The organism is Pseudomonas sp. VI4.1, assembly GCF_002029345.1.
Taxonomy (GTDB): Bacteria; Pseudomonadota; Gammaproteobacteria; order Pseudomonadales; family Pseudomonadaceae; genus Aquipseudomonas.
In genome coordinates this window covers 1-14336 of the sequence record NZ_MULM01000109.1, presented here as the reverse complement: position 1 = coordinate 14336, position 14336 = coordinate 1, and the positions used below count along the sequence as shown (strand labels likewise).

Here is a 14336-nt window from a genome sequence, read left to right as displayed (position 1 = left end):
TAACAGTTGGCATTTGAGTCAGTCGTTATTGACGCGCATGAGGCTTGAGTACTTATGAAAAGGGTCACGGGCAATTAAGAAAGGATGTTGTAAAGCGCGTTTACGAAACGGGGCCAAGGGGGCATTGGCGAACTGGGAAATCAGTTATGTTTTAACTGGCAGGCGGTCGCTGCCGGTTTGCGGGAAACCTTTTGCCGCTGGGCGGGAGCGGTCGACCCCAGGCATGGCATCAAGGCAGGCCATTGCAGCCATGCTTCAAGAATCCCGGGCGTTGGGCCAGGCGCTGAAAATACTCGTCGATGGCGGGGTAGTCAGGCCGATCCATGGGCGTCATCAGCCAGCGATTGACCGACAGCCCGATGACAATATCGGCCAGGGTGAACCGTGGCCCGGCGACATACGCCTTGGTGGCCGCGAGCTGATGCTCGAGGATGCCCATCTTCTGATTCCAGCCGCGCACACCGGCGGCAATGTGATGCGGGTCCTGGAACTCCGGATCCTTGCGCACCAATGCCGTGAAGGCATAGCTCCAGGCCGCGTTGAGTTCGGTGGCTTGCCAATCCATCCACTGCTCCACCCGGGCACGTGCCGCCGGTTCGTGCGGCAGCAGATCGGTGTTCTGGTGTTTGCTGGCCAGATAACGGCAGATGGTGTTGGACTCCCACAGCACGCCGGCCTCATCGATGATCACGGGCACCAGTGCATTGGGATTGAGCCGGAGAAACTCCGGCGTGTGCGTCGAGGCATACCCGCCGCCCCAATCCTCGCGTTCGTAGGCAACGCCCAGTTCCTCACAGGTCCACAGGACTTTTCTGACGTTGATTGATGAAGCTTTACCCAGGATTTTCAGTGAATGTTCCATCGGGCTACTCCGTTAGCGGCTCAAGGCTTCGGGGATTTAATAGTGTGCCTGCCGACGGGAGACATCAAGTCAGAAACTGTCAGGTACTCTCGCGTACTTTCAACTCAAACCCCATGTCCTGCACCGGTTTGGCCACCGCGTTGCCAGCCAGCAAGGTCAACATCAATTCCGCCGAACGCCGACCAATGGCTTCGCGCGGCGTGCTGATGCTGCTCAGCCGCGGAACCATGTGGGCCGAGGCTGGCAGATCGTTGAAGCCGAGGATCGCGACCTGCTGGGGAATCTTGATCCCGCAGCGCATGGCTTCGAGCAGGGCGCCCTGGGCCAGGTCGTCGTTGCCGAAGAAGATCGCATCGACATCAGGATGGCTGGCCATCAGTTGCAGGAATAGTTCACCGCCCAAACCGACGGAGGAGGCGCGCGGGGTCAGGACTTCCAGGTCCGGGTCATACAAACCGGCCTTTTGCAGCGCTTTGCGAAAACCTTCGCCACGCAGCAACGTGCGTTGATCCAGCTGCGCGCCGATGTAGGCCAGGCGCTTGCGGCCGCGGGAGAGCAAATGTTCCGCCGCCGTTTCACCGGCGGCAAGTTGCGAAAAACCGACGCAGTTGAGCCCGGCCGCACTGTCCAGCTCCATCATGTAGACGCATGGAATGTTGCTCGCCTCGATCATCCGGCGCGAACTTTCGGTGCGGTCGAAACCGGTCAGCAGCAAGCCGCGAGGTTGATAGGCCATGTAGTTGCGCAGCAGGTTTTCTTCTTCATCGCGCGAGTAGTGGAAGTTGCCGATCAGCACTTCGAAGCCCTTGGGGCGCAAAACCTGATGAATGGCTTCCAATGTGTCGATGAACAGCAAATTGGACAGCGACGGCACCAAAACCACCACGGAATGGCTCTGGGCCGAGGCTAATGCGCGGGCAGCGGGGTTGACCACGTAGTTGAGTTCGAGGGCGGCTTTCTGGACTTTTTCCACCAGTTCGGTGGCGACCGTACTGACGCCGCGCAAGGCGCGGGACGCGGTGATCGGGCTGACACCGGCCAGGCGCGCCACTTCATTCAGGGTAGGGCGGCCAGTGGTGCGAGTATTCTTATCGTTTTTAGGAGAGGTCATCGGGCGGCTTGCCAAACAAAATTCAAGGCACTAAGGTAGCGCTGTCTCGATGCAGCTGCAAATGCTTGAGCGGGGTCTGCCTGATTCCCGCTTTTTGGTATTGGGAACGAACACGCTGCAACCCACAAAAATGACAAGAAGGCGTCGGCAACTTCTGCTTTTGCTCCAGTGTCATAACCAGCAAAGGTAGCGCTGTCTGCGCGCTGAGGTGTTACATGAATCATTCCATCACCGCCCTGGTCATCATGGGCGTTGCCGGTTGCGGCAAGACGTGCGTCAGCGAGGCCTTGTGCCAACTCAGCGGCGCGACCGCCATTGAAGGCGACTCCTTTCACCCTGCCGCCAATATCGAAAAGATGAGCGCAGGTATCCCCCTGAACGACGAAGACCGTGCCGGCTGGCTCGACAGCCTGTGCGATGAGCTGCGCCGCATCGACGCCACGGGTCAACGCCCGGTGCTGACCTGTTCGGCGCTCAAACACATTTACCGCGAACGTCTGCGCAGCGCCTTGCCTGGCCTGGGTTTCGTTTTCCTGGCGCTGACCCCTGAAGTCGCCGCCGATCGTGTGTCTCATCGGCCGGGCCACTTCATGCCGTCAACGTTGATCGACAGCCAGTTCGCCACCCTTGAGTCACCCGTTGGTGAGCCCCTGACCCTGGCTCTGGACGCTTCGAACCACAGCGTGGAGCAACTGGCAACGCAGGCGCATGCCTGGTGGCTGGAACATGGCCTGAAGCGCGCGGTATGAATTTGCCTCGAAAAGGTAGCGCTGTCCTGATGGCTCGCGAATTACCCGCTTTAATAACAACAACAACCAGGAGACACCCCTAATGTTTGGCATGTCCCACGAGACGTTCCTGCTGCTCGACGCAGTGGTTACGGTAATCGGGCTTATCGTCCTGATCACCAAGTTCAAGTTCCACCCCTTCATTGCCCTGATCATCGCCGCAGCTTTCCTCGGGCTGACCTCCGGCATGCCGATCGGCACCATCATCAAGGCGTTCCAGGACGGCTTCGGTGGGGTGCTCGGTTTCGTCGGGATCATCCTGGCGCTGGGGACCATGCTCGGCAAAATGATGGCCGAATCGGGCGGGGCGGATCAGATTGCCCAGACGCTGATCCGTGCGTTCGGCAAGGACAAGGTGCAGTGGGCGATGATGTTCGCCGCCTTCCTGGTCGGCATTCCGCTGTTCTTCGAAATCGGCTTCGTGCTGTTGATCCCGCTGGTGTTCATCGTTGCCCGGCGTACCGGCGTATCGATCATCAAGATCGGTATCCCGTTGCTGGCCGGTCTGTCTGCGGTACACGGTCTGGTTCCGCCACACCCGGGGCCGTTGCTGGCGATCGGCGTATTTGGCGCCGACATCGGTAAAACCATTTTGTACGGCCTGATCGTTGCGCTGCCGACGGCCATCATCGCCGGCCCGATCTACGGTACCTTCATTGCCAAGTACATCCCCGGCCACCCTAACCAGGAGCTGGTGGATCAACTGGCGCGCGAACCGGACTCGGCCGAACTGCCGAGCTTCAGCATCACCCTGATCACCGTGCTGCTGCCGGTGTTCCTGATGTTGCTAAAGACCTTTGCCGACGTGGTCCTGCCGGAAGGCAATTTCGCGCGCTCCTTCATGGACCTGGTCGGCCACCCGATCTCGGCGCTGTTGCTGGCGTTGCTGCTGTCGCTGTACACCTTCGGCCACAAGCAAGGCATGGGTTCGAACAAGATCCTGAAGTTGCTCGACGCCAGCCTCGCGCCGACCGCCGCGATCATTCTGATCATCGGTGCCGGTGGTGGTTTCAAGCAGATGCTGGTGACCAGCGGCGTGGGTGACGTGATCGGCCATATGGCAGTGAACGCACAGATCTCGCCGATCCTGCTGGCCTGGCTCGTGGCGGCGGTGATCCGTATCGCGACCGGCTCGGCGACCGTGGCGACCATCACCGGCGCGGGCATCGTGGTGCCGGTGGTCGGGATGATTCCGGGTGTGAACCGTGAGTTGCTGGTACTGGCGACCGGTGCGGGTTCGTTGATCCTGTCCCACGTCAACGACGCCGGTTTCTGGTTGGTGAAGCAGTACTTCAACATGACCGTGGCGGAAACCTTCAAGACCTGGACGGCGATGGAAACCATCCTGTCTATCGTCGCGCTGGGCTTTATCCTGCTGTTGTCGATGTTCGTCTAAGCAACACCGCAAACCAAATGTAGGAGCTGGCTTGCCAGCGAAGAGGGCCTGACATTCAACATTGATGTTGACTGTTCGTCCGCTTTCGCTGGCAAGCCAGCTCCTGCAGGGGCTCTACGTCAGGCGTTGGATTTGGTGGCTAACCCATCCGCCCGGAACATCCCGCGAATCCCGCGCACGGCCTGGCGAATCCGGTCCTGGTTTTCGATCAGCGCGAAGCGCACGTGATCATCCCCGTATTCACCAAACCCCACACCCGGCGAGACGCAGACTTTGGCCTCGGCGAGCATTTTCTTGGCGAATTCCAGCGAGCCCAGGTGTGCGTAAGCCTCGGGGATCTTGGCCCAGACATACATCGAAGCTTTCGGGTTTTCCACCATCCAGCCCAATTCATGCAGGCCTTTGACCAGCACATTGCGCCGCTGGCGGTATTGCTCGGCAATGTCTTTGACACACTGCTGATCGCCTTCCAGTGCAGCAATGGCGGCGACTTGCAGCGGAGTGAAAGTGCCGTAGTCGTGGTAGCTCTTGATCCGCGCCAGGGCGTTGACCAGTTCGGCGTTACCGACCATGAAGCCGATGCGCCAGCCGGCCATGTTGTAGCTCTTGGACAGGGTGAAAAACTCCACCGCGATGTCCTTGGCGCCAGGCACTTGCATGATCGACGGCGCTTTCCAGCCGTCGTAGACGATGTCGGCGTAGGCCAGGTCGTGCACCACCAGCACATCGTACTGCTTGGCGAGGGCGATCACCCGCTCGAAGAAATCCAGCTCCACGCACTGGGCGGTGGGGTTGGACGGAAAGCCGAGGATCATCATTTTCGGTTTCGGGATCGAACCGCGAATCGCGCTTTCCAGCTCGGCGAAAAAGTCCACGCCCGGTATCAGTGGCACCGACCGCACCTGGGCGCCGGCAATCACGGCACCGTAGATATGGATCGGGTAGCTCGGGTTCGGCACCAGCACGGTATCGCCCTGGTCGAGGGTCGCCAGCATCAAGTGCGCCAGGCCTTCCTTGGAGCCGATGGTGACAATGGCTTCGCTTTCCGGGTCGATGTCGACCGCGTAGCGATCCTTGTACCAGTTGGAAATCGCCCGGCGCAGGCGCGGAATGCCCTTGGACGTGGAGTAGCCGTGGGTATCTTCGCGCTGGGCGACGGTGACGAGTTTGTCGACGATGTGCGGCGGAGTAGGGCCGTCAGGGTTGCCCATGCTGAAGTCGATGATGTCTTCGCCACGACGACGGGCAGCCATCTTCAGCTCGGCCGTGATGTTGAATACGTAAGGGGGGAGTCGATCTATGCGCGCAAAGCGGCGCGGCGAACCTGGGTTAGCCATTGTTGCCTCGGATAACGTGAGCGCCCGGAACCGTCCGAGCGACGCTGGCCACTGCGGTGGCCTGTGGCGGAATGTACGGGCTGTTGTGGCAAACTGTCCAGCCACTTTAGTAAACAAAATTTTGTGAAGGAAGCGGGTCGATGGAATTTAGCAGTGGCTTCTTGCTGAGCCTTTCGCTGTGCCTGGACATAGGCGTGGCCAATATCGCGATGATCACCCTGGCGATGCAACGCGGCTATTTTCAAGGCTTCGCGCTGGGGTTGGGGACCTGCGTCGGGGACCTGATCTATGCGGTGCTGGCACTGGCGGGCATGACTGTTTTGCTGCAGTTCGAAACCGTGCGCTGGGTGTTGTGGATCGGTGGTTCGGCGTTGCTCGTGTATTTCGCGGCGAAGATGATCCATTCGGCGATTCACCATGAGGCGGTGCTGGCCCAGGCAGGGGAGGCGGGGCAGAACTCATACCGCAGGGAGTTTTTCCGCGGCATCTTCCTCGCCATGTCATCACCCAGCGCCATTCTCTGGTTCGCGGCGGTGGGCGGCACGCTGATCGCGCGTTCCGGCGGCAGTGGCGCGCTCGGTTCTGCGCTGTTTCTGGGCGGCTTTCTATGTGCCGGGGTGCTCTGGTGTGTTGGCCTGTGTTTCGCGGCGAGCCATGGCGGCAAGCTGCTGGGCGACAAACTGCTGCGTTATTCATACCTGGCATCGGCGGCGATCTTCTGCTATTTCGCAGTCTACGTGATCCTATCGGGGTATAACGAGTTCATCGGTCCTGGCGCCGTCGAGCAGCTTCACGCACTGTAATTGGGCGAATCGGGATTGGCTTCTATACTCCCAGCCGAACCCACTTTTTCGTACCAGGAGTCGAGTCATGGATGAGCAAACAGGCGTCAAACCGGCCGGGCCACGCTTTGAAAACGGCCACTTCCTGCTCATTGCAGGGCTGGGCGGACGATTTACTGCGCAAACCACTAAAGCGATCCCCGACCTCTGGGAGAAATTCATTCCCGAGATTGGCAACATTCCCGGTCAAAAAAGCGAAGTGACCTACGGCATTTGTTGCAACCCGGATGGCAAGGGCGGTTTTGAATATATCGCCGGCGTTGAAATCAGCAAACTCGACGACCTGCCTGACAAATATCGTTGGGTGGAGGTCCAGCCTCAGCACTACGCCGTGTTCGAACACAAGGGCGCTCTGGATGCCTTGCCCCAGACCTTTCAGTACATCTGGAAAACCTGGCTGCCGCAGTCCGGTTATCACGCGGCGGATGCCCCGGAGTTCGAACGCTACAGCGAAGACTTCAACCCGAAGCTCAACACCGGCGTGCTGGAAATCTGGTTGCCGCTCAAGGCGTAATGGCTGGATCGAGAGGCGGATCAGGGATTCGCCTCTCGATGTCGAGCAGACGCTGCTTTATGATCCCATGTCTTTCCCCGCTGATTCGAGCCGACATGAACTCCGTCATTCGCCACGTCACCCCCGCTGACCTGGACCGCTGCTACGCCATCGAAACCCTTGCCTACGAAGGTGACGAAGCCGCGACCCGGGAAAAAATAGCGACCCGCATCGCCACCTGGCCCGAGGGCTTTATCGTGGCCGAAGTGGACGGCGTCGTCGCCGGTTTCATCAACTCCGGCGCGGCGTTTGAAGTGGAAATGTCGGACGAGGCGTTCAAGGAACTGATCGGCCACGACCCGGCCGGCCCGCATGTGGTCATCATGTCGGTGGTGGTGCATCCGGATTTTCAGGGACAAGGCCTGGCAAAACGTTTGATGGCTGAGTTCATCGAGCGGATGCGCGCGGTGAACAAGGCCAGCATCCACCTGATGTGCAAGGAGCGGCATATTGGGCTCTACGCGGGTTTTGGCTTCGCCTACATCAAGCCTTCCGCCTCCGATCATGGCGGGATGGCGTGGCATGAGATGGTGTTGGAGCTCTGATTGAAGCGGCGAGCGCCCACATGAAAAGCCCGCTCTTTCGAGTCGGGCTTTTTGTTTCAGGCGGCAGGCAAGCTCTTTGTGGAAGAAAGCTCAGTAATCGCCTCCCAAACTTATCACAACACCGTAGTGATAAGGTTTATTGGCCATGGTTCGGGTGATCCGGGAGGAGCACCGTAGCGGGGCGTTGCCGACGGATTTGATAGTATGTTCTCTTTGCGCGACGGTGTTCGGCGAAAAGGATAAAGCCTCATAATCTTTCCTTACCTTCAGTCCCGTTGAAAATTCAAATGCCTGGTTGTCGCTTTTATAAGTAAAGCTGTGTCTTGCTTGTGTCGAAGTTCGCCCTCTGGCAAAGAAAGGGATTTCTTCGCGCAGGACGAACGAGAGATAGTCCCAAGGGGCGATGACATATTTTTCCAGCTCTGCGCCTGCGTTCCAGCTGGCAGCAGTCAGTTTGAAAGTTTCAGCCGTACCATTGTAAAAGTACAACATGACGTGGCTATGCGAGGTGACACGTCTAACGTTATTCCAGACGCCTGGTTCTTCTTCCTTGGCTTCTTTGATGATTTCCTTGAACTCGATTTCGAGATTGGAGTTATCGGTATCGTCCATGATGTTTTGCTCTTGTTAGTTAGGTGTGTGATTATAAAGATAGTGAGGTTTTAGTGATCTCGCTTATCAGATGTGTAATGATTTATTGCATGTGGCCAGCTGTTGTTGGTGGATGCGGAACTTGTTATGCCGTCAGTATTGAGTTGTCGCATGCAATAAAAAACCCCGGCTCTTTCAAGTCGGGGCTTTTGCGTTTCAGGGGTGAAACTTACAACGTAGGGTAGTCGATGTAGCCAACCGGCCCCTTGGCGTAGAACAGTTCAGGACGGGCCTCGTTCAACGGCGCATCCGCTTTCAAGCGTGCTGGCAAGTCAGGGTTGGCAATGAACTGCACTCCGAAGGCGACCGCATCCGCCTTGCCGCTGGCCAGCCAGGCGTTGGCGCTGTCCTTGGTAAAGCGTTCGTTGGCGATGTACGGGCCGCCGAAGGCTTCTTTCAGTTGCGGGCCAAGGCTGTCGCCGGCTTCTTTTTCGCGGGAACAGATGAAGGCGATGCCGCGTTTGCCCAGTTCGCGAGCGACGTAGGTGAAGGTTTCGGCGAGGTTATCGTCGCCCATGTCATGGGAGTCGGCGCGCGGGGCCAGGTGCACTCCGACGCGGCCGGCGCCCCAGACTTCGATCGCGGCATCGGTCACTTCCAGCAACAGGCGCGCCCGGTTTTCCAGGGAGCCACCGTAGTGGTCGGTGCGCTGGTTGGTGCTGCTTTGCAGGAACTGGTCGAGCAGGTAACCGTTGGCGCCGTGGATTTCCACGCCGTCGAAACCGGCGCCTTGGCATTTTCGGCACCCACACGGTAGGCGTCGACGATGTCGGCGATTTCAGCGGTTTCCAGGGCGCGCGGGGTCGGGTAGTCGGCCAGTGGACGAACCAGGCTGACGTGCCCCTTGGGCTGGATGGCACTCGGTGCGACCGGCGCTTCGCCGTTCAGGTACGAGGTGTGGGACACCCGGCCGACGTGCCACAGTTGCAGGAAGATCTTGCCGCCCGCGCCGTGGATCGCTTTGGTGACGTTGGTCCAGCCACGCACCTGGTCGTTGGACCAGATGCCCGGGGTGTCCGGATAGCCGACGCCCATCGGCGTGACGGAAGTGGCCTCGCTGAGGATCAGGCCGGCCGAGGCGCGTTGCACGTAGTACTCGGCCATCAGCGCGTTCGGCACCCGGCCTTCGTCGGCACGGCAGCGGGTCAGCGGCGCCATGATGATGCGGTTGGCCAACTCGAGGTCGCCCAGTTTGATCGGATCGAAAATAGTCGTCATGAAATTAGTTCTCTTGTAGAGATCAGTTGGTAGCAGGGGCCAGTTCGGGATTGCCGCGCTGACGGAACGTAATCAGGGTCACCAGCAGTGCGAGTACCGCCAGTGCGGCTGCCGCGAGCGGCACGCTGGTCAGGCCGAAGCCGTGGGCGATGACGCTGCCGCCGACCCAGGCGCCGAGGGCGTTGCCGATGTTGAAGGCGCCGATGTTCAGGGTTGACACCAGGTTGGGTGCGGCCTTGCCGTAGGTCACGACGTTCACTTGCAGGGCGGGTACGGCGGCAAAGCACGCGGTGGCCCAGAGGAACAGGGTGATTTCGGTCGGGATCAGCGCGACGCTGGTCCAGGTCAGCACGGTAGAGATCACGGCCATCGAGATGAAGACGCCAATCAGTGTTGCAGCCATGCTTTTGTCAGCCAGCTTGCCGCCGATGATGTTGCCGACGGTCAGGCCCAGGCCGATGAGCATCAGGGTCCAGGTCACGCCATTGGGCGAGATGCCGGTGACATCGCCGAGCAGCGGGGCGACGTAGGTGAACAGGGTGAATACGGACGCCGCGAACAATGCGGTCATGCTCAGGGACAGCCAGATCCCGGCACCCTTGAGGGCGCGCAGTTCGGCGCGCATGTCGAGTTTCTCTTCATCGCGCTTGGCCGGCAGGAAGCGGATCAAGCCGATCAGCGCAATCACACCGATCACGGTCACGGCCCAGAACGTCGAGCGCCAGCCGGCTTCCTGACCGAGCGCCGTGCCCAGTGGCACGCCCAGCACGTTGGCCAGGGTCAGGCCGGTAAACATCAAGGCCACGGCCGACGCACGCTTGTTCGCCGGCACCAGGCCTGCTGCCACCACCGAACCGATGCCGAAGAACGCACCGTGACACAGGGCAGTCACCACCCTGGCGAACATCAGCACGTTGTAGTCACTGGCCACGGCACACAGCAGGTTGCCAACGATGAAGATGCCCATCAACGCTACCAGGGCCGCCTTGCGTGGCAGCCGGGAGGTGGCCAGTGCCATGAACGGCGCACCGATGGCCACGCCCAGGGCGTAACCGGTCACCAGCCAGCCGGCGCCGGGGATCGACACACCGAGGTCGGCCGCCACATCGGGCAGCAGGCCCATGATGACGAACTCGGTGGTGCCGATGGCGAAGGCGCTCAAGGCCAGGATGAGGAGCGAGAGGGGCATTGTTAATTCCTTGTCGGAGCACTGAGCTCTTTGACGATGGCGTCGAGGAACGCCTGAATCACGTCCTCGTTGCGTTTGAAGAAGTGCCATTGACCGGCTTTCTGGCTGCTGATCAGCCCCGCACGCTGCAAGTTCGCCAAATGAGCGGACACGGTCGACTGCGACAGGCCGCAGCGTTGGTCGATCTGTCCGGCGCAAATGCCGTACTCGTGGTTGTGCAGCTGTTCCGGAAACTGCGTCTTGGGGTCTTTCAGCCAGGTAAGGATGTCTCGGCGTACTGGGTGTGCCAGCGCTTTTATTATTTCGTCGAGGTCGATAGTCATGGGTAGGGGCTCGTGATGAGTAAAACGCTATATCGCGATGAGGCGAACTTTAAATCGGTATTTCGCGATATACAAATATGATTTTGCTCTGATGAGCGCGAAAATCGGTATATCGGGTTATAACGATATGTGGGTTGTCCAGATGTAAAGCCGCAGTGCTAAGCTGCGACCATGAATTATCTCGCACATCTGCACCTCGGTGGCCAGCGCCCCGGTCAATTGCTCGGCAGCCTGTATGGCGATTTCGTCAAAGGACGGCTGCTAGGGCAGTTCGATCCGGAGATCGAGGCCGCCATCCAGCTGCATCGGCGCATCGACGTGTTTACCGACCGCCATCCGTTGGTGGATATCTCGCTGTCGCGGTTTTCCATCACCCGCCGGCGTTATGCCGGGATCGTGCTCGACGTGTTCTTCGACCATTGCCTGGCCCGGGACTGGACGCTGTATGCCGACCAGCCGCTGGAGCAATTCACGTCGGACGTGTACCGAGTGTTGTCCACCGAGCCGCAATTGCCGGAGCGCCTGGCAATGATCGCGCCGCACATGGTGGCCCATGACTGGTTGGGGTCTTACCGGGAGTTCGCGGTGTTGGAGCAGGTGTTGCGGGGGATCTCGCGGCGCTTGAGCCGGCCGGAAGAGCTGGCCGGGGCGATGCAGGAGTTGCGGCTGTTGTATGAGCCGTTGAGTGAGGATTTCCGGTTGTTCTATCCGCAGTTGCAGGATTTCGCTCAAAACAATCCAGCGACATAAACCCCTGTAGGAGCTGGCTTGTCGGATCGCCGCACCGCAGCGAAGGCGGCGTGTCAGTCAATACATGTATTGGCTGACAGACCGTTTTCGCTGGCAAGCCAGCTCCTACAGGAGGGCGGTGTCACGCCGCGATCAGTTCGCCGGTACGCCGCGGCTCTGCTGGTTTCGCCACTTCGCCAAACAACGCCTTCTGCACCGCCTGCTGCGCTTCAAACGCCAGCGCGGCACGCTCGCGACCTTCACAAGCGATCGGCTTGAGCAGATGAATCTCCACCTCACCCCGATCATTGGCAAACAAGCGCATCAAGTGCGAGAGCAAATCATCATCGCCAATGAACGGTGCCAGTGAATCGAGCTCTCCATCGCGCAGATAACGAATCGCCACCGGTTGCAGTTTCACTTCGGAATCGATCGCCGCCGACAGCAATCGACCGTGAAAGGTGCGCAACGAGCGGCCATCGGTGGTGGTGCCTTCCGGGAACATCAGCAGCGGATGTTCCTGCTCCAGATGGCGGGTCATCTGTTTACGAATCAACTGGCTGTCGCCCGACCCGCGACGGATGAACAGGCTGCCGGCCTTGGCCGCCAACCAGCCCGCCACGGGCCAGGTACGCACTTCGGCCTTGGACAGGAATGACAGCGGCGTGAGCATGCCCAGCAGCGGGATGTCGGTCCAGGACACATGGTTGCTGATCCAGAGCATCGGCGCTTTTGGCAATGCCCCGTGCACGGTGACGCGAAAGGGCAGGGCATTGGCCAGGCGCGCCATGAAGAACCGCGACCATCGCTGGCGGCGGACCATCGAATGGGCGATCCCCAGGCGCTCGAGCAAGCCGAACAGGCCGGCCATGGTCAACCCCAGTGCCACCACCACCAACACTCGCGCAATCCGCGCGTACACCCGCAACCGGCTCATCACACGGCCGCCTTGAAGTGCTTGGCGTAACGCGGGCAGAGTTCGTCGCGCTTGAGCAGGATGAACACGTCGGCGACCTGGAAGTCTTCGTCCCAGCACGGCTCACCGCAGATTTTCGCGCCCAGGCGCATGTAGGCCTTGAGCAATGGTGGCATTTCGGCGATGACGTTGGACGGGATGTCCAGGGCCGGCAGCGGTTTTTTCGGTTCGGCCCGCAGGTGTTCGGTGCACAGGTAGCGTTCGCGCAGGCGCTGCATGATTGCGTGAGCCTGGATGCCACCGTCCTGCATCGGGATGCTCGCGCAACCCATCAGATAGCTGTAGCCGCCCTGGTTCAGCACTTCGGCCAGTTCGCCCCAGAGCACGGCGATGGTGCCGCCGTTGCGATAAGCCGGGTCGACGCAGGTACGGCCGATTTCCAGGATCGGGCCTTTCAAGTGAACCAGGCCATGCAGGCTGAATTCTTCTTCGCTGTAGAACTTGCCGAGGCTGCTGGCGGCCGTATGGTCGAGCAAGCGGGTGGTCGCCACCAGACGCCCGCTGTTCAGGTCACGCACGCCGATGTGGGCGCAGTGAACATCATAGTCATCCATGTCCAGGCCCAGCTCCGCGCCTTTGAGTTTGGCGTTGAATTCGCCGCTGAACACGTTGAAGCGCAAGGCCTGGGCTTCCTGCATGGCCTCGACGCCCACCAGGCGTTCGGCTTGCAGGCGGCGTTCATTGCCGGTGTCGCTGATGCGGGCGATCTGAGTCATTGCGAGTCTCCGTACGGGCTGTTCACCCGTCGTGGGTTGCAGCCGATCGACTTTCTTTATGCAGCCGTGTTGTGCAAAGTCAGGCTATGTAGCCCCGGTGTCATCGCCATTAAGCTTTGGTGATGCTTATATGACAGCCCACAAGGAGCCCCTTATGCCCTGGCAAACCCTGTTGCACCGCCGCGATCGCTTGCCCGCCAATCCGGACCTGGGCGAAGGATTCGCGCACTTGCAGCACTGCCTTGGAACGGTGACGCCGTTTGAGTTGGCAGTGCTTGGCGGGCGCCTGATGGCTACGCCGGGGCTGGCCTTTCTGGTGGGGTATCAGGCTGCGTTGCGCATGCTCTGGCCCAGCGCGCCGCCGAGCCTCGGCGCGTTATGCGCGACGGAACAGCGCAGCCTGCGGGTGGCGGACATGCAGACCCGCCTGGGTGGACTGCGCGTGAGCGGGCGCAAGGATTTCGTCACCGCCGGCGACGCGGCCGACTGGTTGCTGGTCGCCGCCCGCAGTGAAGACCTCGGCCAAGCCCCGCGCCTGAGCCTGGCGGTGGTCTATCCCGATGAACCGGGCGTGCGCCTGGAAAAACTGCCGGCGATTGCGCTGATGCCCGACATCAGCCACAGCCGGTTGATGCTCGATGGCGCGTCCTGCGAATTGCTGGCGGGGGATGGCTGGGAGGCTTACGTCAAACCGTTCCGCACCCTCGAAGACATCTACGTATTGAGCGCGATGACGGCCTGGCTGTATGGCGTCGGCCACGACAGCGACTGGCCGCAATCGCTGCAATTGCGCTTGCTGGCGCTGTTGGCCGGGTGCGCGGAAGCCAGCCGCCAGGCACCGAACAACCTGGCCGGGCATGTGTTGCTCGGGGGGTTGTTTGCGCAGTTCGATGGGCTCAAGACGGAGATGGATCAGGCACTGACCGATGGCCCGCCTCATTGGGCGGCGATGTGGCAGCGGGATCGGGCGGTGATGGATTTGGCGGCGGTTGCGCGAGGGAAGCGACTGGCCAAGGCGTTGGCGGTGTTCTGACGGGCCTCTTCGCTGGCAAGCCAGCTCCTACACTGGTTTTGTATTGTTCACAGACCCCTGTAGGAGC

At 60.3% G+C, this 14336-nt stretch carries 15 protein-coding genes and 1 pseudogene; 7 read left to right on the top strand and 9 right to left on the bottom strand.

The features are described from left to right. Positions 1 to 229 precede the first annotated feature (229 nt). Entirely contained in the window at positions 230 to 862 is a 633-nt protein-coding gene (locus tag BZ163_RS06225) for a glutathione S-transferase family protein (protein ID WP_128870206.1), read from the bottom strand. A gap of 79 nt (positions 863 to 941) precedes the next feature. Then, a complete protein-coding gene (locus BZ163_RS06220) occupies positions 942 to 1973 on the bottom strand; it encodes a LacI family DNA-binding transcriptional regulator (RefSeq protein WP_128870205.1) in 1032 nt (343 codons plus the stop codon). 215 nt (positions 1974 to 2188) lie between these two features. Here BZ163_RS06220 and BZ163_RS06215 point away from each other — a divergent pair, with 215 nt between their 5' ends. Continuing rightward, on the top strand, positions 2189 to 2722 hold the full coding sequence (locus BZ163_RS06215; protein ID WP_128870204.1) for a gluconokinase: 534 nt from the start codon (positions 2189 to 2191) through the stop codon (positions 2720 to 2722). Positions 2723 to 2804: 82 nt separating this feature from the next. Further along, positions 2805 to 4157, top strand: a complete 1353-nt coding sequence (locus tag BZ163_RS06210; protein ID WP_128870203.1) for a GntP family permease — start codon at positions 2805 to 2807, stop codon at positions 4155 to 4157. A 119-nt stretch (positions 4158 to 4276) separates the two neighbouring features. On the opposite strand, the gene alaC is transcribed toward BZ163_RS06210, so the two are convergent. Then, on the bottom strand, positions 4277 to 5494 hold the full coding sequence (gene alaC / locus BZ163_RS06200; RefSeq protein WP_128870202.1) for an alanine transaminase: 1218 nt from the start codon (positions 5492 to 5494) through the stop codon (positions 4277 to 4279). Between the two features lie 140 nt (positions 5495 to 5634). Here alaC and BZ163_RS06195 point away from each other — a divergent pair, with 140 nt between their 5' ends. From BZ163_RS06195 to BZ163_RS06185, 3 genes are all read left to right on the top strand, one after another. Further along, positions 5635 to 6297 carry a LysE family translocator gene (locus tag BZ163_RS06195; protein ID WP_128870201.1) on the top strand — a complete coding sequence of 221 codons (663 nt, stop codon included), beginning with the start codon at positions 5635 to 5637 and terminating at the stop codon, positions 6295 to 6297. A gap of 67 nt (positions 6298 to 6364) precedes the next feature. Then, positions 6365 to 6850: a GyrI-like domain-containing protein gene (locus BZ163_RS06190; protein ID WP_128870200.1), complete on the top strand. Its 486-nt coding sequence runs from the start codon at positions 6365 to 6367 to the stop codon at positions 6848 to 6850. A gap of 95 nt (positions 6851 to 6945) precedes the next feature. Further along, on the top strand, positions 6946 to 7434 hold the full coding sequence (locus BZ163_RS06185) for a GNAT family N-acetyltransferase (RefSeq protein WP_128870199.1): 489 nt from the start codon (positions 6946 to 6948) through the stop codon (positions 7432 to 7434). A gap of 90 nt (positions 7435 to 7524) precedes the next feature. Here BZ163_RS06185 and BZ163_RS06180 read toward each other — a convergent pair whose 3' ends face one another. From BZ163_RS06180 to BZ163_RS06165, 4 genes and pseudogenes are all read right to left on the bottom strand, one after another. Further along, positions 7525 to 8046: a hypothetical protein gene (locus tag BZ163_RS06180; protein WP_128870198.1), complete on the bottom strand. Its 522-nt coding sequence runs from the start codon at positions 8044 to 8046 to the stop codon at positions 7525 to 7527. 208 nt (positions 8047 to 8254) lie between these two features. After that, positions 8255 to 9303: pseudogene (locus BZ163_RS06175) on the bottom strand (alkene reductase). Positions 9304 to 9325: 22 nt separating this feature from the next. Continuing rightward, entirely contained in the window at positions 9326 to 10492 is a 1167-nt protein-coding gene (locus tag BZ163_RS06170; RefSeq protein ID WP_128870197.1) for an MFS transporter, read from the bottom strand. A 2-nt stretch (positions 10493 to 10494) separates the two neighbouring features. After that, a complete protein-coding gene (locus BZ163_RS06165) occupies positions 10495 to 10815 on the bottom strand; it encodes a helix-turn-helix transcriptional regulator (protein WP_128870196.1) in 321 nt (106 codons plus the stop codon). A gap of 171 nt (positions 10816 to 10986) precedes the next feature. Between BZ163_RS06165 and BZ163_RS06160 the strand changes: the two genes are divergently transcribed. After that, positions 10987 to 11565, top strand: a complete 579-nt coding sequence (locus BZ163_RS06160) for an ACP phosphodiesterase (RefSeq protein ID WP_128870195.1) — start codon at positions 10987 to 10989, stop codon at positions 11563 to 11565. Between the two features lie 121 nt (positions 11566 to 11686). On the opposite strand, the gene BZ163_RS06155 is transcribed toward BZ163_RS06160, so the two are convergent. Continuing rightward, positions 11687 to 12481 (bottom strand): 1-acyl-sn-glycerol-3-phosphate acyltransferase, encoded by a 795-nt coding sequence (locus tag BZ163_RS06155; protein WP_128870194.1) that lies wholly within the window; start codon positions 12479 to 12481, stop codon positions 11687 to 11689. Further along, a complete protein-coding gene (gene olsB / locus BZ163_RS06150) occupies positions 12481 to 13236 on the bottom strand; it encodes an L-ornithine N(alpha)-acyltransferase (RefSeq protein WP_128870193.1) in 756 nt (251 codons plus the stop codon). Before olsB ends, BZ163_RS06155 begins: the two co-directional genes overlap by 1 nt. A gap of 154 nt (positions 13237 to 13390) precedes the next feature. On the opposite strand from olsB, the gene BZ163_RS06145 reads away from it, so the two are divergent. Next, entirely contained in the window at positions 13391 to 14269 is an 879-nt protein-coding gene (locus BZ163_RS06145) for an acyl-CoA dehydrogenase family protein (protein ID WP_128870192.1), read from the top strand. Positions 14270 to 14336 lie beyond the last annotated feature (67 nt).